This is a genomic window from Streptomyces sp. NPDC059788, from assembly GCF_042732265.1.
Lineage (GTDB): Bacteria > Actinomycetota > Actinomycetes > Streptomycetales > Streptomycetaceae > Streptomyces.
The window spans coordinates 31,089-50,777 of record NZ_JBHWHY010000033.1; the positions used below are offsets into that span (position 1 = coordinate 31,089).

General features: G+C 71.1%; 17 protein-coding genes and 1 tRNA gene. 14 read left to right on the forward strand and 4 right to left on the reverse strand.

The window, feature by feature from the left end:
* Nucleotides 1-420 precede the first annotated feature (420 nt).
* Complete coding sequence (rph, locus tag ACFV57_RS27055; protein WP_385237587.1) at nucleotides 421-3,018, forward strand: rifamycin-inactivating phosphotransferase; 2,598 nt, start codon at nucleotides 421-423, stop codon at nucleotides 3,016-3,018.
* A gap of 160 nt (nucleotides 3,019-3,178) precedes the next feature.
* On the opposite strand, the gene ACFV57_RS27060 is transcribed toward rph, so the two are convergent.
* Nucleotides 3,179-3,976 carry an SDR family NAD(P)-dependent oxidoreductase gene (locus tag ACFV57_RS27060; RefSeq protein ID WP_385237590.1) on the reverse strand — a complete coding sequence of 266 codons (798 nt, stop codon included), beginning with the start codon at nucleotides 3,974-3,976 and terminating at the stop codon, nucleotides 3,179-3,181.
* A gap of 59 nt (nucleotides 3,977-4,035) precedes the next feature.
* On the opposite strand from ACFV57_RS27060, the gene ACFV57_RS27065 reads away from it, so the two are divergent.
* Nucleotides 4,036-4,431, forward strand: a complete 396-nt coding sequence (locus ACFV57_RS27065) for a MerR family transcriptional regulator (RefSeq protein WP_385237593.1) — start codon at nucleotides 4,036-4,038, stop codon at nucleotides 4,429-4,431.
* A 538-nt stretch (nucleotides 4,432-4,969) separates the two neighbouring features.
* Here the strand turns inward: ACFV57_RS27065 and ACFV57_RS27070 are convergent.
* Nucleotides 4,970-5,302: a hypothetical protein gene (locus tag ACFV57_RS27070; protein ID WP_385237596.1), complete on the reverse strand. Its 333-nt coding sequence runs from the start codon at nucleotides 5,300-5,302 to the stop codon at nucleotides 4,970-4,972.
* Between the two features lie 400 nt (nucleotides 5,303-5,702).
* Between ACFV57_RS27070 and argC the strand changes: the two genes are divergently transcribed.
* The 6 genes from argC to ACFV57_RS27100 all read left to right on the forward strand — a co-directional run bounded on the left by argC (nucleotide 5,703) and on the right by ACFV57_RS27100 (nucleotide 11,900).
* A complete protein-coding gene (argC, locus tag ACFV57_RS27075) occupies nucleotides 5,703-6,731 on the forward strand; it encodes an N-acetyl-gamma-glutamyl-phosphate reductase (protein ID WP_385237599.1) in 1,029 nt (342 codons plus the stop codon).
* Entirely contained in the window at nucleotides 6,728-7,882 is a 1,155-nt protein-coding gene (gene argJ / locus ACFV57_RS27080; protein ID WP_385237602.1) for a bifunctional glutamate N-acetyltransferase/amino-acid acetyltransferase ArgJ, read from the forward strand. The genes argC and argJ overlap by 4 nt, the downstream gene beginning before the upstream one ends.
* Nucleotides 7,879-8,844: an acetylglutamate kinase gene (gene argB, locus ACFV57_RS27085; RefSeq protein WP_385237605.1), complete on the forward strand. Its 966-nt coding sequence runs from the start codon at nucleotides 7,879-7,881 to the stop codon at nucleotides 8,842-8,844. The genes argJ and argB overlap by 4 nt, the downstream gene beginning before the upstream one ends.
* Complete coding sequence (locus ACFV57_RS27090) at nucleotides 8,841-10,091, forward strand: acetylornithine transaminase (protein WP_385237608.1); 1,251 nt, start codon at nucleotides 8,841-8,843, stop codon at nucleotides 10,089-10,091. Before argB ends, ACFV57_RS27090 begins: the two co-directional genes overlap by 4 nt.
* Nucleotides 10,092-10,099: 8 nt before the next feature.
* Entirely contained in the window at nucleotides 10,100-10,642 is a 543-nt protein-coding gene (locus ACFV57_RS27095; RefSeq protein ID WP_030999552.1) for an arginine repressor, read from the forward strand.
* 88 nt (nucleotides 10,643-10,730) lie between these two features.
* Nucleotides 10,731-11,900 carry an amidohydrolase family protein gene (locus tag ACFV57_RS27100; RefSeq protein WP_385237612.1) on the forward strand — a complete coding sequence of 390 codons (1,170 nt, stop codon included), beginning with the start codon at nucleotides 10,731-10,733 and terminating at the stop codon, nucleotides 11,898-11,900.
* An 85-nt stretch (nucleotides 11,901-11,985) separates the two neighbouring features.
* Here ACFV57_RS27100 and ACFV57_RS27105 read toward each other — a convergent pair whose 3' ends face one another.
* Nucleotides 11,986-12,372: an ATP-binding protein gene (locus ACFV57_RS27105; protein WP_385237616.1), complete on the reverse strand. Its 387-nt coding sequence runs from the start codon at nucleotides 12,370-12,372 to the stop codon at nucleotides 11,986-11,988.
* Nucleotides 12,373-12,504: 132 nt separating this feature from the next.
* Between ACFV57_RS27105 and ACFV57_RS27110 the strand changes: the two genes are divergently transcribed.
* Nucleotides 12,505-13,740 carry a helix-turn-helix domain-containing protein gene (locus ACFV57_RS27110; protein ID WP_385237619.1) on the forward strand — a complete coding sequence of 412 codons (1,236 nt, stop codon included), beginning with the start codon at nucleotides 12,505-12,507 and terminating at the stop codon, nucleotides 13,738-13,740.
* Between the two features lie 102 nt (nucleotides 13,741-13,842).
* Here the strand turns inward: ACFV57_RS27110 and ACFV57_RS27115 are convergent.
* A tRNA-Pro gene (locus tag ACFV57_RS27115) sits at nucleotides 13,843-13,916 on the reverse strand.
* A 150-nt stretch (nucleotides 13,917-14,066) separates the two neighbouring features.
* Between ACFV57_RS27115 and ACFV57_RS27120 the strand changes: the two genes are divergently transcribed.
* From ACFV57_RS27120 to ACFV57_RS27140, 5 genes are all read left to right on the forward strand, one after another.
* A complete protein-coding gene (locus ACFV57_RS27120; RefSeq protein WP_385237622.1) occupies nucleotides 14,067-14,435 on the forward strand; it encodes a DUF488 domain-containing protein in 369 nt (122 codons plus the stop codon).
* A gap of 178 nt (nucleotides 14,436-14,613) precedes the next feature.
* Complete coding sequence (locus tag ACFV57_RS27125; protein WP_030017294.1) at nucleotides 14,614-15,807, forward strand: argininosuccinate synthase; 1,194 nt, start codon at nucleotides 14,614-14,616, stop codon at nucleotides 15,805-15,807.
* Nucleotides 15,808-15,915: 108 nt separating this feature from the next.
* Entirely contained in the window at nucleotides 15,916-17,343 is a 1,428-nt protein-coding gene (gene argH, locus ACFV57_RS27130; RefSeq protein WP_385237626.1) for an argininosuccinate lyase, read from the forward strand.
* Nucleotides 17,344-17,519: 176 nt separating this feature from the next.
* Complete coding sequence (locus ACFV57_RS27135; protein ID WP_385237628.1) at nucleotides 17,520-18,071, forward strand: TetR/AcrR family transcriptional regulator; 552 nt, start codon at nucleotides 17,520-17,522, stop codon at nucleotides 18,069-18,071.
* Entirely contained in the window at nucleotides 18,068-19,654 is a 1,587-nt protein-coding gene (locus ACFV57_RS27140; protein ID WP_385237630.1) for an MFS transporter, read from the forward strand. Before ACFV57_RS27135 ends, ACFV57_RS27140 begins: the two co-directional genes overlap by 4 nt.
* Nucleotides 19,655-19,689: the final 35 nt, after the last annotated feature.

Here is a 19,689-nt window from a genome sequence, read left to right on the forward strand (position 1 = left end):
GAACGGCGAGGTGGGGGACCGCGCGGGCCCATACGAGATGCCCGGGTCAGAGTTGTCCCCTCCAGTTTCAACCTATAGCGCACCGGGGGGCTTGCGGCAAGACCCCGTGGGTGGCGCAAAATGCTCGGCCGAGGCCACAACCAGCGGAAATGGGGGGCACGAGGTGCGTGTGTTGTCGACGTACGGGGGACGCGGTGACGTCGGACCAGTGGGGGGAGCGGCTGTGCGGTCGCGAGGCGCCGGGGCCGTGGTGCGGCTGTGTGCGCCGTCCGTCCGGGGCAAGGGGTCGGCCGACTCGGCAGAAGGAGCGGAGCCGGCGGCCAGGACGTGTCCGACGAGAGGTTCGGCAGGGCGGGAGGCGCCGGTGACCCGGTCGGCCGGTGCGGGGCGACGGGGTACGACTGTCCCGGAGGTGTCGCGATGACCGGGCAGTACGTGCGGGATCTTCAGGAGATCGACGAGACGCAGGTCGCGGTCGTCGGCGGCAAGGGCGCGCACTTGGGCGGGCTGTCGCGGATCGACGGCGTCCGCGTGCCGGCGGGCTTCTGCGTGACGACGGACGCCTTCCGGCGGATCATGGCGCAAGCGCCGCCGATCGACGACGCGCTCGATCGGCTGTCGGGCCTGGACCCGGACGACCGGGAGGCGATCCGCTCCCTCAGCGCGCAGATCCGCCGGACCATCGAGGAGACCGCCGTCCCGGACGACCTGGCGGCGGCGATCACCCGCGCGCTCGCCCGGCTCGGCGAGCGGACCGCCTGCGCCGTCCGGTCCAGCGCGACGGCGGAGGACCTGCCGACGGCCTCCTTCGCCGGCCAGCAGGACACGTACCTGAACATCGTGGGACCGGAGGCGGTCCTCCGGCACATCAGCCGGTGCTGGGCCTCGCTGTTCACCGAGCGGGCCGTGACCTACCGTCAGCGCAACGGCGTCGACCACCGTACGGTCCACATGGCCGTGGTCGTGCAGCGGATGGTCTTCCCGCAGGCGGCCGGCATCCTGTTCACGGCCGACCCCGTCACGGGCAACCGGAAGGTCGCCACCGTGGACGCCGGCTTCGGCCTCGGCGAGGCACTGGTCTCCGGACTGGTGAACCCGGACGTCTTCACGGTGCGGGACGGCGAGGTCGTCGCCAAGACGATCGCCGCCAAGCAGCGTGCCGTTCACGCCCTGCCGGACGGCGGAACGCGGGAAGTGGCGATCGACCCGCAGCGGCAGGAGCAGCCGGCGCTGACGGACGCGCAGGCCGTGCGGCTCGTGCGGCTCGGGCGGCGGATCGAGGCGCACTTCGGCCGCCCGCAGGACATCGAATGGTGCCTGGCCGACGAGGACTTCCAGATCGTCCAGAGCCGGCCGATCACGACGCTGTTCCCCGTCCCCGAGACCGGCGACCAGGAGAACCACGTCTACGTCTCCGTCGGACATCAGCAGATGATGACCGACCCCATGAAGCCCCTGGGGCTGTCCGTGTGGCAGCTGACGGCCATGGTGGCGATGCAGACGGCAGGCGGGCGGCTCTTCGTCGACGTCACCCGGCGCCTGGCCGCGCCGGCGAGCCGCGCCGGTCTCCTGGACCTCATGGGCAGAGGCGATCCGCTGGTCAGGGACGCGCTGGAGACCGTCCTCGACCGTGACGGCTTCGTCCCGACGCTCCCGGACGCGGCCCCCGGCGGGCCCCCGGCCGGCGGCGCGCCCGCCCCGGTCGAGACCGATCCGGCCGTCGTCACCGAACTGATCGAGCGCAGCCGGGGGTCCGTCGCCGCCCTGGAGCGCGACATCCGGACGAAGACCGGGCCCGCGCTCTTCGACTTCCTGCTGGAGGCCTTCGAGGAGCACAAGCGGGTCCTCGGCGATCCGCTGAGCATGCGGGCGATCATGGCGGGGATGGAGGCCACATGGTGGCTCAACGACAACCTGCAGGAGTGGCTGGGCGAGAAGAACGCCGCTGACACGCTCACGCTGTCCGCCCCCGACAACATCACGTCGGAGATGGGACTGGCGCTGCTCGACGTCGCGGACGCGATCCGCCCGCATCCGGAGGTGGTGGCGTTCCTGCAAGGCGTCGAGGACGAGAACTTCCTGGACGGGCTGGCGAAGCTCCCGGGCGGTACCGAGGCACGCGACGCCATCGAGACCTACCTCGACCGGTACGGCATGCGCTGCGTCGGCGAGATCGACATCACGAGGCCGCGGTGGCGCGAGCGCCCCACCACACTCGTGCCCGTGATCCTCGACAACGTCAGGAACTTCGAGCCGGGGGCCGCCGAGCGGCGCTTCGAGCAAGGGCGGCAGAAGGCGCGGCAGAAGGAAGAGGACGTGCTGTCACGCCTGCGGGCCCTGCCGGACGGGGACCGGAAGGCCGACGAGGCCAAGCGGATGATCGACCGGGTCAGAACCTTCATCGGATACCGGGAGTACCCGAAGTACGGCATCATCAGCCGCTACTTCGTCTACAAGCAGGCCCTGCTGGGGGAGGCCGAGCGCCTCGTGCAGGCCGGCGTCCTTCCTGAGAAGGAGGACATCTTCTACCTCACGTTCCAGGAATTCCACGACGCCGTGCGCTCGAACCGGGTGGACGCGCGGCTCGTCCAGCAGCGCAAGGACGCGTTCCGCTCGTACCAGGCGCTCACACCGCCCCGGGTGCTCACCTCGGACGGTGAGGCCGTCACCGGGGCGTACCGGCGCGACGACGTGCCGGCCGGCGCCCTGACCGGCCTGCCCGTCTCCGCCGGGACCGTCGAGGGGCGGGCCCGCGTCGTCCTCGACATGGCGGAGGCGGATCTCGAAGCGGGCGACATCCTGGTCACGGCCTTCACGGACCCCAGCTGGTCGCCGCTGTTCGTCGGAATCGCGGGTCTGGTGACGGAGGTGGGCGGCCTGATGACCCACGGCGCGGTGATCGCCCGGGAGTACGGCCTGCCGGCCGTCGTGGGCGTGGAGCGGGCCACCCGGCTGATCCGGGACGGCCAGCGCATCCGCGTGCACGGAACGGACGGGTACGTCGAGATCCTGCCCTGACCGGCCACCCGCGCAGACCCGCCCGCCACTGCCGGCCGCCCCGGCACCGCATCCCCACTCCCGCCGCACCACCAGCATCACCATCCGCGCATCACCACCATGTTCTCCTGCGGCCGGCTCGGTCGGCCGCAGGAGAACGGCGTCTACCGGGCGGAGGCGATCACTGGCCGAGGCCCTGGCCGAACCCGCCGTCCACGGGCAGTTCCACGCCGGTGGTGAAGGTGGCCTCGGCGGCCAGGTACAGCGCGGCGGCAGCGACCTCTCCCACGGTGCCTCCTCGGCCCATCGGCGTGGAGGCGTTGCCCTGCTCGATGAACTCGGCGCGTTGCTCGTCGGTCAGCTCGGCGACGCCCATGGTGGGGGTGAGAATGAAGCCCGGGGCGATCGCATTGACGCGGATCTTGCGGGGGAGCAGTTCGGCGGCGAGCACCTTCGAGAAGGCGGCGACGGCCTCCTTCGCTCCGGAGTAGGCGCTGAGGCCGGGAAATATGCGGTCGTTGGAGACGGTGGTGAACACGATCGAACCACCCTCGGACATCAGCGGTACCAGTCGCTGGACGGTGAAGAAGGCGCCCTTGGCGTTAACGTCGAAGACGCGGTCCCACGATTCTTCTGTGACCTCTTCGAGCGTCTGGAACTCGGCGATGCCTTGGTTGACGAACAGGTGGTCGATGCTGCCGAGGCGGTCGGCGACCTGATCGCGCAGGGCGGTGATGGCGTTGATGTCGGTGACATCGGAGCGCACCGGGTGGGCCAGCGGATTGTCGAGCGCCGCCTGGGCCTCGGCGAGCCGCTGGTCGCTGCGTCCGGTGTATATCACTTCGGCACCGCGATCGGTCAGGGCTTGGACGATGGCTCGGCCCATGCCGATGGTGCCGCCGGTGACGACCGCCCTTTTACCTGCCAGGGGCTTCGGGTCGATGGTCGAACGTGCCTGTGTGCTGTGGTTCGTTGCCATGGCGGCTAAGCTAAACCTTGACGTCAATGTCAGAGTCAAACTGCTGTATTGGGAGTCACGTGTTCATCGGCGAGCTGTCGAAGCGGACCGGCGTCAGCACCAGGAGCCTGCGGTACTACGAGCAGCAAGGGTTGCTGCGGCCGCAGCGACGGGCCAGCGGCTACCGCGAGTTCGATGAGCCCGATGTGGCCGCGGTGCGCCGGGTCCGGATCCTGCTCGCGGCCGGACTGAACACCGACCTGATCCGGGAGGTGCTGCCCTGCATGACTGAGGAGGGAGCCGTCCTGGCGCCGACCTGTGAGGAAATGGCCCAAGACCTAGAGCGTGAACGCGAGCGCCTGAGCCGCTCCATCGAACAACTCCAAGACGCTCACGCGATGCTCAGCTCGATCATCCACGCAGGTGAAGCGATGGCCGCCGGGGTCGGCCGCAACGGCCCTCCTGCCGGCGGATGAAGCCGCTGCTCGACGCTCACGCCGCCCAGCCCCCCGAGCCGTCGATGCTGCCCGCTCGACTCGCCAACTCGTACGCTCACTCGCCAACTGAAGCGCTCGGTCACCTCGGTGAGACTGAGCAGCCGATCTGGCGGACCGGGCAACTGGCTTGGCGAGGTCGATCCCGGCCGTTGGTGCCATCAATGGCACTATGGTCACTTGCATCGGCGGATGAGCGTTTGAGCCGGCGGGGGTGTTCGGGGCTCGGATGGTTGCTTGATCGAATAGCGGGAGCTCACTACTGCTGGATGCACTCGCGGGAATCGATCTGGGCTGGATTCTGGTATTGGACCGTACGAAGGCATCGCCTGGGTTGTTCATATGGGGCAATCACCCGATGATGCAGCGCGGCGGCGAAGCATTCCCGCCGCTGTCGAGGCAGCTCTTCGGACCCTTGGCAGCGGCCGTTGCTACGCACCTGGGTGCCCTTACCCCGTGATCCATGAAGTCCGCCCTGGCGTCTATCAAAAGAACGCTCAGATCGCCCATATCATCGGAGTCAAACGCACCGCCGCCCGCGCCGGACGTCGATCGGCAGAGCCGTTTCGGGCAAGAGCACCAGGAAGTCGGGGGTGTGGTCCTCACTGCTGCCGTCCGCGGTGGCGAACTTCAGTTTGAACGGCTGTGACAGCACCTCGGTCAAGGCTCCGACGAAGTCCAGGGCGAGCAGCAGATTCCGCTCGGCCAGGCTCTCGAAGCCATGCATCCGCCCTGTGGCTAGCAGATACTGCAGTCCAGGACGGTGCCGCTGCCCCGTCCGCCGGGTAAACCCGCGTACCGGCACCGAGACAACCGCCGGAAAGCCCGCCATCTCCTTGACCGGACAGATCATGTCCGCTTGCTCGGTCTTCCACCACACCGTCCACCGACGTGTCCATCCCGGACCCGTGTCCAAAGACTCCGCAAATGCAGGATCGATGGGGTATGGCACGACAAGGTCAGTCAGAGAACGGTCGTGCGACCACACAGGGCGGGACTCGCTTTCCGGCGTACAGACCGAGGCATTCATGCTCCCGGCGCCGTAGGGCTGCCAGCTCCTCGTACGCATGTGAAGACTGCGTAGCGCGACGACGGGACCGCTGCTCTGCCCGCCAACCGAACTGCTCAGTCCCGCCGGCTCGCGTGCGCATCCGCCAGATCGGCTGCTCAGTCTCAACCACACCATCCACCACCCCCACCATTGCATAAAACTTCCAGGCTCCGTATAGTCATACCTCCACGGAGGAGGGTCCATGGCAGTACGAGCAGCAGTTGCCGGAGCGAGCGGGTATGCCGGAGGTGAGATTCTCCGGCTGCTTCTGGGGCATCCGGAGGTGGAGATCGGGGCGGTGACCGCGCACGGCAACGCCGGGCAGCGGCTCGGGGCGGTGCAGCCGCATCTGGTGCCGCTGGCCGGGCGGGAGCTGGTGGCCACGACCGCCGAGGCGCTGGCCGGGCACGACGTCGTCTTCCTCGCGCTGCCGCACGGGCAGTCCGCCGCGGTCGCCGAGGCGCTGGGGCCCGACGTGCTCGTCGTGGACTGCGGGGCGGACTTCCGGCTGGCGGACGCCGCCGACTGGGAGAAGTTCTACGGCTCGCCGCACGCCGGCACCTGGCCGTACGGCCTGCCCGAGCTGCCCGGCGCGCGGGAGGCGCTGCGCGGGGCCCGGCGTATCGCGGTCCCGGGCTGTTATCCGACGGCCGTCTCGCTCGCCCTCTTCCCGGCGTACGCGGCGGGGCTCGCCGAGCCGGAGGCCGTCGTGGTCGCCGCCTCGGGCGCCTCGGGCGCGGGCAAGGCGCCCAAGCCGCACCTGCTGGGCAGCGAGGTGATGGGCTCGATGAGCCCGTACGGCGTGGGCGGCGTGCACCGGCACACGCCGGAGATGGCGCAGAACCTGGGCGCCGCGGCGGGGGAGCCGGTCACCGTCTCCTTCACGCCGACGCTCGCGCCCATGCCCCGCGGCATCCTGGCCACCTGCTCCGCGAAGGCCCGGCCCGGCGTGGACGCCGCCGACCTGCGGGCCGCGTACGAGAAGGCGCTGGGCGACGAGCCGTTCGTCCGGCTGCTGCCGGAGGGGCAGTGGCCGTCCACGGCGGCCGTGTACGGGTCGAACACCGCGCTGGTGCAGGTCGCCCACGACGCGGCGGCCGGCCGGATCGTCGTGATCTGCGCCATCGACAACCTGACGAAGGGCACCGCCGGCGGCGCGGTGCAGAGCATGAACATCGCCCTCGGCCTCGACGAGGCCACCGGGCTCTCTACGATCGGAGTCGCACCGTGAGCGTCACGGCAGCCAAGGGTTTCTCGGCGGCGGGCATCGCCGCCGGGATCAAGGAGAACGGGAACCCGGACCTCGCCCTGGTGGTGAACAACGGACCGCGACAGGCCGCCGCAGGCGTCTTCACCGCCAACCGCGTCAAGGCCGCCCCGGTGCTCTGGTCGGAGCAGGTCCTCAAGGGCGGCCGGGTCTCGGCCGTCGTCCTCAACTCCGGCGGCGCCAACGCCTGCACGGGACCCGAGGGCTTCCAGGACACCCACGCGACCGCGGAGAAGGCGGCGGAGGTGCTCAAGGGGCACAGCGCGGGGGAGGTCGCCATCGCCTCGACGGGACTGATCGGCCTACGGCTGCCCATGGACAAGCTGCTGCCGGGGATCGAGAAGGCCGCCGTCGACCTCAGCGTGCACGGCGGGGAGAAGGCCGCCATCGCGATCAAGACCACCGACAGCGTGCACAAGACCGCCGTGGTCTCGAAGGACGGCTGGACGGTCGGCGGCATGGCCAAGGGCGCGGGCATGCTCGCGCCGGGGCTTGCCACCATGCTCGTGGTGCTGACCACCGACGCCGACCTGGACCCGCCGGTCCTGGACCGGGCGCTGCGCGACGCGACGCGCACGACCTTCGACCGGGTCGACTCCGACGGCTGCATGTCCACGAACGACACGGTGCTGCTGCTGGCCTCGGGGGCGTCCGGGGAGGTTCCGGAGTACGACGCGTTCGCGGACGCGGTCCGTACGGTCTGCGACGACCTGGCGCGGCAGCTCATCGGGGACGCGGAGGGCGCGAGCAAGGACATCCGTATCGAGGTCGTGGGCGCGGCGAGCGAGGACGACGCCGTCGAGGTGGGCCGGTCCATCGCCCGGAACAATCTGCTGAAGTGCGCCATTCATGGTGAGGACCCGAACTGGGGCCGGGTGCTGTCCGCCATCGGCACCACCTCCGCCGTCTTCGACCCGGACCGGCTGAACGTCGCCATCAACGACGTATGGGTCTGCAAGAACGGTTCGGTGGGCGAGGACCGGGACCTGGTCGACATGCGCTACCGGGAGGTACGGATCACCGCCGACCTCAGCGCGGGCACCGAGTCCGCGGTGATCTGGGCGAACGACCTCACCGCCGACTACGTCCACGAGAACAGCGCGTACTCCTCATGAGCACCCGCAAGCACACCGCGCTCCCCAAGGCCCGCACCCTCATCGAGGCGCTGCCCTGGCTGACCCGGCACCACGGCAAGACCGTCGTCATCAAGTTCGGCGGCAACGCCATGGTCGACGAGGAGCTGAAGGCCGCCTTCGCGCAGGACGTCGTCTTCCTGCGGCACGCCGGACTGCGCCCGGTCGTCGTGCACGGCGGCGGCCCGCAGATCAGCGCCCAGCTCGACCGGCTCGGCCTGGCGTCGGAGTTCAAGGCGGGCCTGCGGGTCACCACTCCCGAGGCCATGGACGTCGTACGGATGGTGCTCGCCGGACAGGTGCAGCGCGAACTGGTCGGGCTGCTCAACCAGCACGGCCCGCTCGCCGTCGGCATGACCGGCGAGGACGCCCACCTGATGTCCGCCACCCGGCACTACGCCGAGGTGAACGGCGAGCGGGTGGACCTCGGGCGGGTCGGCGAGGTCACCGCCATCGACCCCGGGGCCGTACGGGCACTGCTGGACGACGGCCGCATCCCGGTCATCTCCTCCGTCGCCCGCAGCGCCGACGAGGGCGACGGGACCGGCGTCTTCAACGTCAACGCCGACACCGCCGCGGCGGCCCTGGCCGCGGCCCTCGGCGCGGAGACGCTGATGGTCCTCACCGACGTGGAGGGCCTGTACGAGGACTGGCCGCGCAGCGACGAGGTGATCTCCCGGCTCACCGCCACCGAGCTGGAGAAGCTGCTGCCCGACCTGGCCAGCGGCATGGTGCCGAAGATGCGCGGCTGCCTGCACGCCGTACGCAACGGTGTGCACACCGCCCGGGTCATCGACGGCCGGGTCCAGCACTCGATCCTGCTGGAGATCTTCACGGACGAGGGCATCGGCACGATGGTCGTGCCGGACGGGCCGGCGGCCACCGGCGCCACGGGCGGCGGCGCGGCGGACATCGGCGAGCGCGAGAAGGCGGGAGCGGCATGAGCGACACGGCCACGGAAGCAACGCCCACCACGTGGGGGACGGCCTCCAACACGGCGCTCACCGAGCGCTGGCAGGGCGCCATGATGGACAACTTCGGCACCCCCCGCGTCCCCCTCGTACGCGGCGAGGGCGTCCAGGTCTGGGACGCCGACGGCAACGCGTACCTCGACTTCCTCGGCGGCATCGCCGTCAACGCCCTCGGCCACGCCCACCCCGCCGTCGTCCGCGCGGTCTCCGAGCAGATCGCCACCCTGGGCCACGTCTCCAACCTCTTCGTCGCCGAACCGACCGTCACGCTGGCCGAACGGCTGCTGCGGATCGCCGGCCGCCCCGGCCGGGTCTACTTCTCCAACTCCGGCGCGGAGGCCAACGAGGCCGCCTTCAAGATCGGCCGGCTGACCGGGCGTACGCGCATGGTCTCCACGGTCGGCGGCTTCCACGGCCGCACCATGGGCGCCCTCGCCCTCACCGGCCAGCCCGCCAAGCAGGCCCCCTTCCGGCCGCTCCCCGGCGACGTCGACTTCGTCCCGTACGGGGACACCGAAGCGCTGCGCGCCGCCGTCACCACCGACACCGCCCTCGTCGTCGTCGAACCGGTCCAGGGCGAGAACGGCGTGGTCGTCCCACCCCCCGGCTACCTCGCCGCCGCCCGCGAGATCACCGCCGCCACCGGCACCCTGCTCGTACTGGACGAGATCCAGACCGGCATCGGCCGCACCGGACACTGGCTCCACTCGCAGGCCCAGGGCGTCGAGGCCGACGTGATCACGCTCGCCAAGGGCCTCGGCGGCGGCCTGCCCATCGGCGCCACCCTCGCCTTCGGCCCGGCCGCCGACCTCCTCACCCCCGGATCGCACGGTTCGACGTTCAGCGGCAACCCCGTCGTGTGCGCGGGCGCCCTCGCCGTACTGGACACCATCGAGGCCGACGGCCTCCTCGACCACGTCAAGCGGGTGGGCGAGCGGCTGCGTGGCGGGATCGAGGCATCGGCGCACCCGCTCGTCGGCCAGGTCCGCGGCGCGGGGCTGCTCCTGGGTATCGTCTTGTCCGAGCCCGTCGCACCGCAGGTGCAGCGAGCGGCTCAGGACGCGGGCCTCCTGGTGAACGCGGTCGCGCCGGACGTCATCCGGCTCGCCCCGCCGCTGATCGTCTCGGACGACGAAGCGGATACGTTCCTCCGGAAGCTCCCCGCCGTCCTCGACGCGGCCCTCGCAGGGGCACACGGGGTACAACAATCCGGAGACTGACGACAACGATGACCGAGGCGCAGGACAACGAGACGCTGCACGGGGGACCTGCCGTACCGCAGACCCGCACCGCCCGCCACCGCCGGATCGTGGACATCCTCAACCGGCAGGCCGTCCGCTCCCAGAGCCAGCTGGCCAAGCTGCTCGCCGACGACGGCCTGTCCGTCACCCAGGCCACGCTCTCGCGCGACCTGGACGAACTGGGCGCGGTGAAGATCCGCAACACCGGCGGGGAGCTGATCTACGCGGTACCGAGCGAGGGCGGCGACCGCAAGCCGCGGGCGCCGCTGGGGGAGTCCGCCAAGGAGGAGCGGATGCGCCGGCTCTCCGGCGAACTGCTCATCTCCGCCGAGGCGTCCGCCAACCTCGTGGTCCTGCGCACCCCGCCCGGCGCCGCACAGTTCCTCGCCTCCGCCATCGACCAGGCCGAACTGCACGACATCCTCGGCACCATCGCCGGCGACGACACGCTGATGCTCATCAGCCGCGACCCGGCCGGCGGCCAGGCCCTCGCCGACCACCTGCTGAATCTGGCGCAGAAGGCGCGCTGACCCGGCCGGTCCCCGCCCCGTCACCCGCCCGGCCCCTGTGTACTGGGGCCCCGCCCGGCCGCCGCGGCCGGGCGGCACGGGAGGACCGATGCTGGCAGTACGCGCGCGAGCGCTGTTCGACGGGGTGGGGCCGGGACTGGTCGAGCGGCCCACCGTACTGATCGAAAACGGCCGGATCGCAGCGGTACGCCCCGGCGGGGTCCCGCTGATCGGCACCGAGATCCTCGACCTGGGCGCCGCCACCCTCCTCCCCGGCTTCATCGACACCCACACCCACCTGGCGTTCGACGCGAGCGACGACGTCATCGGCCGGCTCACGGACGCCGACGACACCACCCTCCTGCACCGCGTCCGGGCCGCCGCACGGGCCTCGCTCGCCGCCGGGGTGACGACCGTACGAGACCTCGGCGACCGCGGATACCTCACCCTGCGGCTGCGCGCCGAGACGGCCCGCGACCCGGCCGCGGGCCCCCACGTCGTCGCCTCCGGCCCGCCCCTCACCACCACCCGCGGCCACTGCTGGTTCCTCGGCGGCCGGGCGGAAGGCGTCGACGGCGTCCGCGCGGCCGTACGCGAACGGGCCGAACGCGGCGTCGACGTCGTCAAAGTCATGGTGACCGGCGGCGACCTGACCCCCGGATCGGACCCGTACAGCGTCCAGTACGGCCGCGACGAACTGCGCGCCATCGTCGACGAGGCCCACCGCCACCGGCTGCCCGTCACCGCCCACGCCCACGCCGTCACCGGCATCCGCGAAGCGGTCGCCGCCGGCTTCGACACCATCGAACACTGCTTCTTCCTCACCGAGACCGGCGTCGACTTCGACCGCCGGGTGATCGAGGACATGGTCCACCGCGGCACCACCGCCTCCCTCACCCTCGGCGCCCTCCCCGGCGGCCCGCCCCCACCGGCCCACATCGCCCGCCGCATCCCGTCCCTCATCACCGGCCTCGCCACCCTCCGCGAAGCCGGCGTCCCGCTGTCCCTCGGCAGCGACTCCGGCATCTTCCCGGTCAAGGCCCACGGCAGCCACCCGTACGGCATCACCGCCATGACCGACTTCGGCTTCACCCCGGTCCAGGCCCTGCGGGCGGCGACATCGACGGCAGCGCTGGTCTGCGGCCTGGGCGACCGGAAGGGACGGATCGCGGCGGGGTACGACGCGGATCTGGTCGCGGTGGGCGGGGATCCGCTCTCGAACGCCGCGGCGGTGCACGACGTGGTCGCGGTGATCCGGGGCGGGCGGAGGGTGGGGTGAGGGGCGGCGTACGGGCGCGGGGCTGATGGGTGCGCGGCGTCCTCGTCATGAACCAGGTCGCCCACCCACGGGTCCCGCTCGCCGCTCATCCTCGCTCCATCTCGTGCAGCTCCGCCCACACCCGCTTGCCCCATGGCAGGGGATCGGTGCCCCAGTACCTCGACAGCGCTTCGACGAGAGTCAGGCCACGCCCGTGTTCGTCCTCGCCGTCCGGTTGCCGGGACATCGGCAATCTCTTCGATTTGTCCACGACCCCGATGCGCACCCTCGCCGCCTCTGGCCGGGTGATCGTGACCCGGATGGAACGGCTCCGCGCGTGCTGAACGGCGTTGGACACCAGCTCCGAAACGATCAAGGCTCCGTCTCCGGCCAACTCCTCCAGCCCCCATGCGGAGAGGGCGTTGTGCACCAGACGTCTGGCGGTTGCCGCGCTCTCCGGTGTGCGGGGCAGGGTTTCGGCGACGTGTGCCATGCCGATGCGCCCTTTCAGGTCGGTCGCATCCCGCGGCCGTCCGCGCAGCCGCCGGGGTTTACGGACCGATCATCGGGACGAGCGGGCACCACCCCCATCCCGTCGTCCTATAGGCCGCCCTATATTCGCCGTATGACGGCACCCGGCCTCAGCATCTGGTCCCACCCGGAACTGCTTTCGGCGCTCGCCGCCGAAGACTGGGGCGCCGTCCTGCGCACCTACCGCAGGCTCTCCGGGCTCTCCCAGACCAGGGTCGGCGAACTCGTCGGACTGGTGCAGCCGGACGTCTCCGACATCGAGCGCGGGCGTCGCCGGGTCACGTCCGGCGAAGTGCGGCAGCGCATCGTCGACGGGCTGAAAGCGCCGTCACACGTGGCGAGTCCGGACCGTCAGCCCGTACCGGGACTCGCACTGCCCGGCGCGGGGCCGGACGAAGACCTGCTCGCACGCCTCACCGGCACAGCCGACGCCACTCACAAGGTGGACACTGCCACGCTGGACTGGCTGGACAGGCTGCTCGCCGAGCACCGTTCCGCCGAAGACCTGATCGGTTCGCGTCCGCTGGTGGGCCTGATGCGGCAGCAACTGCGGGCCGTCGTGGACCTCTTCGCCGGCGCCCGGGGCCCGCTCGCGGACCGGGTGATCCGGCTCGCCGCCGAACACGCCCAGTTCCTCGCGTGGATGGCCCAGGACCAGGGGCAGACCACCGCCGCTCTCACCTGCTACGACCGCAGCCACGAATGGGCGCTGGAGGCAGGGGACGCGGACATGGCGGCCACGACACTGAGCATGAAGGCCCACATGGCATGGTCCGGCGGCCGGGGCGACCGTGCCGTACGTCTGGCCGAAGCGGCGCGCCGGTCGGCCCCGGACGCGTCCCCCGGCGTACGGGGAATGGCGGCGCAGATGGCTGCCCGGGGCCACGCCCTCAACGGTGCCGGCAGCGACGCCCACCGTCTGCTCGACGAGGCCCAGGCACTGATCACCCGGGCGTCCGAGCATCCGGAGGACGAGCCCGCGTGGATGTACTTCTACGGCGACACCTGGTTCACGCTCCAGCGCGGCATGATCGCCATGCATCTGCGGGACCGGGGCGACGCCATCGCGCACCTGCGTACCGGGCTCGCCGGCCTGGCTGACGGCTACCGGCGTGACCGTACCTGGTACGGATGCTGCCTGGCCCATGCGTACGCCGGGGCCGGAGAGGCCGCCGAGGCATTGGCCGTAGCACTCCCGCTCGTCCCCGACGCCGCCACGATCGGCCGCCCGCACTCCTGGAACGAGTTGCACGTCACGGCCGCCGCACTGATCCGCGCGGGCGCGAAGCAGGGACGCCTGCTGGTGGAGGCGCTGCGGCAGCACGACTGACCGTTTCGACCGCCCGGAAGGGAACCGCGCCGGGTGGGGAAAACGATCGAGGGCCCCGTCCCACCGAAGTGAAACAAGGCCCTCACCTGCGACTCTCACGAGTCGGGACGACAGGATTTGAACCTGCGACCCCTTGACCCCCAGTCAAGTGCGCTACCAAGCTGCGCCACGTCCCGGTGCTCGCTTCGGCCGGGTTTCCCCGGTCGCGGCGTGCACAAGAAAAATACCCTGTACTGGCCCCTGAATCCAAAGCGGGGCCCCCGTGGGGGTGCAGAACGGTCCAAAAGGGGCGGGCGGGGCCCTTCGGCGCGTGGTTGCATGGCGGTATGGGTGGTCACCGTAAAGAGGTCCGGCAGCGGCGGGTGTACGAGGCGCCGGAGGCTGAGGACGGTGCGCGGGTGCTCGTCGACCGGTTGTGGCCTCGGGGTGTGGCGAAGGACGCGGCCCGGCTGGACGAGTGGTGCAAGGACGTGGCGCCGTCGAAGGAGCTGCGTACCTGGTACGGGCACCGGGGCGAGCGGTACGAGGAGTTCGCCGAGCGCTATCGGGAGGAGCTGGCCGGTTCTCCGGCCGCGGAGGCGCTCGAAGGGCTGCGGGAGCGGGCGGCGGCGGGTCCGCTGACCCTGTTGACCGCCACCAAGGACTTGGCGCTGAGTCATGTGACCGTGCTGGTGGAGGTGCTGGGGGAGGAGTAGGAGGGGGGCGGGGGAGAGGGAGGGGTGGGGGTGGCGAGGGGGAGCGGGGCGGCCCGTATCCGGCGTTTTGGCGCGGTTCCTGCGTAGGGACTGCGCCATTCGTGTGGTGCGCGTTGACGAATCATGCGGTGGAGTGCATAGTTATACCCATCAGTGAATGCACCGTAAGGAGAAACCCGTGACCGAGCGCGTCGTACTCGCCTACTCGGGCGGCCTGGACACCTCCGTCGCCATCGGCTGGATCGCCGAGGAGACGGGCGCCGAGGTCATCGCCGTGGCTGTGGATGTCGGCCAGGGCGGTGAAGACCTGGACGTCATCCGCAAGCGCGCGCTCGCCTGTGGTGCGGTCGAGGCCGAGGTCGCGGACGCCAAGGACGAGTTCGCCGACGAGTACTGCCTGCCGGCGATCAAGGCCAACGCGCTGTACATGGACCGGTACCCGCTGGTCTCCGCGCTGTCGCGGCCCACGATCGTCAAGCACCTGGTCGCCGCCGCCAAGAAGCACGGCGCGAGCACCGTCGCCCACGGCTGCACCGGCAAGGGCAACGACCAGGTGCGGTTCGAGGCCGGGATCTCCTCCCTGGCGCCCGACCTGAAGTGCATCGCCCCGGTCCGGGACTACGCGATGACGCGGGACAAGGCCATCGCGTTCTGCGAGAGCAAGAACCTGCCGATCACGACGACCAAGAAGTCGCCGTACTCGATCGACCAGAACGTCTTCGGGCGGGCCGTGGAGACCGGCTTCCTGGAGGACATCTGGAACGCGCCGATCGAGGACGTGTACGAGTACACGCAGAACCCGGCGCTGCCCCGGGAGGCCGACGAGCTGGTCATCACCTTCAAGGAGGGGGTGCCGGTCGCGATCGACGGCAAGCCCGTCTCCGTACTGCAGGCGATCCAGCAGCTGAACGAGCGGGCCGGCGCGCACGGCATCGGCCGGATCGACATGGTCGAGGACCGGCTGGTCGGCATCAAGTCCCGCGAGGTCTACGAGGCGCCCGGCGCGATCGCGCTGATCACCGCCCACCAGGAGCTGGAGAGCGTCACCGTCGAGCGCGAGCTGGCCCGCTACAAGCGGCAGGTCGAGCAGCGGTGGGGCGAGCTGGTCTACGACGGCCTGTGGTTCTCGCCGCTGAAGCGGGCGCTGGACGGGTTCATCGACGAGGCGAACCAGGCGGTCTCCGGTGACATCCGGATGACCCTGCACGGCGGGCGCGCGGTGGTCACCGGGCGGCGGTCCGAGCAGTCGCTGTACGACTTCAACCTGGCGACGTACGACACGGGCGACACCTTCGACCAGTCGCTGTCCAAGGGCTTCATCGAGATCTTCGGGATGTCGTCGAAGATCGCCGCGAAGCGGGACCTGGCGTAAGCACGACACGCGGTGCGAGCCGGGGTGCCACCCCGGCTCCGTCCCCGGTGGCCGGTCCGACCGGCTGCCGGGGACCGTTCATCTCACCATCCACGAGGAGCTGAGCAAGTGAGCAGCAACAGCGGTGACGTCCGGCTCTGGGGCGGACGGTTCGCCGACGGTCCCGCCGAGGCCCTGGCGAAGCTGTCCGCCTCCGTCCACTTCGACTGGCGGCTGGCGCCGTACGACATCGCCGGATCCCGTGCCCACGCGCGTGTGCTGCACAAGGCGGGGCTGCTCAGCGAGGACGAGCTCACCCGGATGCTCGGGGGGCTCGACCGGCTGGAGGCCGATGTCGCGGACGGTAGTTTCGTCGGCACCATCGCCGACGAGGACGTGCACACCGCGCTGGAGCGCGGGCTGCTGGAGCGGCTCGGCCCGGACCTCGGGGGCAAGCTGCGGGCCGGGCGGTCCCGTAACGACCAGGTCGCCACGCTCTTCCGGATGTACCTGCGCGACCACGCCCGGATCATCGGCGGGCTGATCGCGGACCTCCAGGAGGCGCTGGTCGGCCTCGCCGAGGCGCACCCGGACGTCGCGATGCCGGGCCGTACGCACCTCCAGCACGCCCAGCCGGTGCTGTTCGCGCACCACGTCCTCGCGCACGTCCAGGCGCTGTCGCGGAACGCGGAGCGGCTGCGGCAGTGGGACGAGCGGACGGCCGTCTCGCCGTACGGATCGGGGGCGCTGGCGGGTTCCTCGCTCGGGCTGGACCCGGAGGCGGTCGCCGCCGATCTCGGGTTCGAGGGCGGCAGCTCGGCCAACTCCATCGACGGGACGGCGTCCCGGGACTTCGTCGCCGAGTTCGCCTTCATCACCGCGATGACCGGCGTGGACCTGTCCCGGATCGCCGAGGAGATCATCATCTGGAACACGAAGGAGTTCTCCTTCGTGACCCTGCACGACGCCTTCTCCACCGGCTCCTCGATCATGCCGCAGAAGAAGAACCCGGACATCGCCGAGCTGGCGCGCGGCAAGTCCGGCCGGCTCGTCGGCAACCTGACGGGCCTGCTGACCACCCTCAAGGCGCTGCCGCTGGCCTACAACCGCGACCTCCAGGAGGACAAGGAGCCGGTCTTCGACTCCTGCGACCAGCTGGAGATCCTGCTGCCGGCGTTCACCGGGATGATGGCCACGCTGACCGTCAACCGGGAGCGCATGGCGGAGCTGGCCCCGGCGGGCTTCTCGCTGGCCACGGACATCGCCGAATGGCTCGTACGGCAGGGCGTGCCGTTCCGGGTGGCGCACGAGGTCGCGGGGGAGTGCGTCAAGGAGTGCGAGCGGCACGGCATCGAGCTGGACGAGCTGAGCGACGAGCAGTTCGCCGCGATCTCGCCGCACCTGACGCCGGAGGTCCGCACGGTCTTGAACGTGCCCGGCGCGCTCGCCTCGCGCAGCGGCCGGGGCGGCACCGCGCCGTCCGCCGTCGCCGTGCAGCTGGCGGAGGTCAAGGCGGACCTGGCCACGCAGCGGGCGTGGGCGGACGCGAAGCGCTGAGCCTTCCCGTACGGGATGCCGGATGCCGAGCGCCGGACGGCGGCGCTCGCTTCCCGGGCCGCAGCCCCCTCGGACTCCTCCGAGGGGGCCGCGGCCGTTCCGCTGTGGCGGCGAGTACGGGAGACCCGTGCGAATCGAATGAGACATCACTGTCTCATTCGGCTATGCTCTGTCTCATGGCCGTAGACCGTGAACACGTACTGAAAGAGGCCGCCGGCCTGCTCACCCGCAAGGCGACCGCCGGCATGGACGAGATCGCCAAGGCCGCCGGCATCAGCCGCGCCACCCTGCACCGCCACTTCGCGGGCCGCGACGCCCTGATCAAGGCGCTGGAGGAACTGGGCATACGGCAGTTCACCGCGGCGCTGGACGCGGCCCGCCTCGACGAGGACGACGCGATCTCGGCCCTGCGCAGGCTGATCGCCGAGGCCGAGCCGGTCGCCGGCATCCTGTCCTTCCTCTACACCGAGAACCAGCTCTTCGAGGGCGAAGGGATCAACGAGGGCTGGGCGGTGCTGGACGCCCGTATCCACGCGCTGTTCCGGCGCGGCCAGGAGGAGGGCGACCTCCGTATCGACCTGACGCCCGTCTGGCTCACCGAGGCGCTGTACGGACTGATCGGCGCCGGCGCGTGGGCCGTGCACGAGGGGCGCGTCGCCCGCAGGGACCTCAACCATTCGATCGCCGAGCTGCTGCTCGGCGGCATCCGACGGAGCATGGAGAAATGAGCAAGCCCGCCAAGGAGACCGCGGACCACACCGGTGCCACCGCGGAGCACCAGCCCCGCCCCGGACGCTGGCTCGCGCTCGCCGTCCTCGTCCTCGCCGTCCTGCTGGTCGGCGTGGACGCCACCGTCCTGGGCCTCGCCACCCCCTTCCTCAGCGAGGACCTGCGCCCCTCCGGCACGCAGCTGCTGTGGATCGGCGACGTCTACTCGTTCGTCATCGCCGGTCTGCTGGTCTCCATGGGCAGCCTCGGCGACCGCATCGGCCGCAAGAAGCTGCTGCTGACCGGGTCGGTCGTGTTCGGCGCCATGTCGGTGCTCGCGGCGTACGCCGGTACCCCGGCCATGATGATCGCGGCGCGCGCCCTGCTGGGCGTGGCGGGCGCGACGCTGATGCCGTCCACCCTGGCCCTGATCCGCAACCTCTTCCACGACCCCAGGGAACGCAGCCTGGCCATCGGCATCTGGGGCGCCATGGCCTCGGCCGGCGCGGCCGTCGGCCCGGTGCTCGGCGGCTTCCTGCTCGGCCACTTCTGGTGGGGCTCGGTCTTTCTGATCAACCTGCCCGTGATGGCGCTGCTGGTGATCGTCGGCGCCAAGGTGCTGCCGGAGTCCCGCAACCCCGATCCCGGCCCGTGGGACCTGCCCAGCGTCGGCCTGTCCCTCGTCGGCATGGTCGGCATCGTCTACGCGATCAAGGAAGCGTCGGTGCACGGCTTCCGCTGGGACATCGCGGCGGCCGGCGTCCTCGGGGCGTTCGCGCTGGTCACCTTCGTACGGCGGCAGCGGACCCTGGACTCGCCGCTGCTGGACATGAAGCTCTTCCAGCACCGCGGCTTCTCCGGCGCCGTACTGGCCGACCTGCTGACCATCCTGGGACTGTCCGGACTGGTCTTCTTCCTCTCGCAGTTCCTCCAGATGGTGCAGCTGCGCTCGCCGCTCAACGCGGGGCTGGTCGAACTGCCCGCGGCGATCGGCGCGGTGGGCGCGGGGCTCGCCGCCGGATTCGTGGCGCGGCGGCTGTCCGTACGGCTCGTCGTCGCCGGCGGCCTGGCGGTGGTCGGCCTCGCCCTGGCCGGCTGCATCGGCCTGAGCCAGGACACCAGCACGCTGACCCTCGGCACGATCCTGTTCGTCGTCGGCATCGGCGCGGGCTTCGCGTTCACCGTCACCGCGGACGTGATCCTCTCCAGCGTGCCCAAGGAGCAGGCGGGCGCCGCGTCCGCGGTCTCGGAGACGGCGTACGAACTGGGCGCCGCGCTCGGCATCGCGCTGCTCGGCTCCATCGTCACCAGCATCTACCGGGGCTTCGCCACCCCGGCGGGCGTGCCCGAGACGACCGCCAAAGCCGCCAGGGAGTCGCTCGGCGGCGCCGTGGAGGCGTCCGGCTCGCTCCCGGCCGACACCGGGGCCGGCCTGCTGAAGGCCGCCCAGCACTCCTTCGTCGACGGCCTGGACACCGCGGCTGGGGTCGGCGCGACCGTGCTGCTCGCCGCCGCCTGCGCCGCGTGGTTCCTGCTGCGCGGCCAGCGGCTGGAGGACAGCCCCGTCGAACCGGAATCCGTGCCCGAGGCGGCGCATCACTGAGACGGGTGATCCTCGGATCACCGGGCGGGGGGCGG

Coding starts and splice junctions, on each gene's coding strand:
- rph (WP_385237587.1), top strand. CDS start 421: ATGACCGGGCAGTACGTGCGGGATCTTCAGGAGATCGACGAGACGCAG.
- ACFV57_RS27060 (WP_385237590.1), bottom strand. CDS start 3,976: ATGGCAACGAACCACAGCACACAGGCACGTTCGACCATCGACCCGAAG.
- ACFV57_RS27070 (WP_385237596.1), bottom strand. CDS start 5,302: ATGATCTGTCCGGTCAAGGAGATGGCGGGCTTTCCGGCGGTTGTCTCG.
- argC (WP_385237599.1), top strand. CDS start 5,703: ATGGCAGTACGAGCAGCAGTTGCCGGAGCGAGCGGGTATGCCGGAGGT.
- argB (WP_385237605.1), top strand. CDS start 7,879: ATGAGCACCCGCAAGCACACCGCGCTCCCCAAGGCCCGCACCCTCATC.
- ACFV57_RS27090 (WP_385237608.1), top strand. CDS start 8,841: ATGAGCGACACGGCCACGGAAGCAACGCCCACCACGTGGGGGACGGCC.
- ACFV57_RS27095 (WP_030999552.1), top strand. CDS start 10,100: ATGACCGAGGCGCAGGACAACGAGACGCTGCACGGGGGACCTGCCGTA.
- ACFV57_RS27100 (WP_385237612.1), top strand. CDS start 10,731: ATGCTGGCAGTACGCGCGCGAGCGCTGTTCGACGGGGTGGGGCCGGGA.
- ACFV57_RS27105 (WP_385237616.1), bottom strand. CDS start 12,372: ATGGCACACGTCGCCGAAACCCTGCCCCGCACACCGGAGAGCGCGGCA.
- ACFV57_RS27110 (WP_385237619.1), top strand. CDS start 12,505: ATGACGGCACCCGGCCTCAGCATCTGGTCCCACCCGGAACTGCTTTCG.
- ACFV57_RS27120 (WP_385237622.1), top strand. CDS start 14,067: ATGGGTGGTCACCGTAAAGAGGTCCGGCAGCGGCGGGTGTACGAGGCG.
- ACFV57_RS27135 (WP_385237628.1), top strand. CDS start 17,520: ATGGCCGTAGACCGTGAACACGTACTGAAAGAGGCCGCCGGCCTGCTC.
- ACFV57_RS27140 (WP_385237630.1), top strand. CDS start 18,068: ATGAGCAAGCCCGCCAAGGAGACCGCGGACCACACCGGTGCCACCGCG.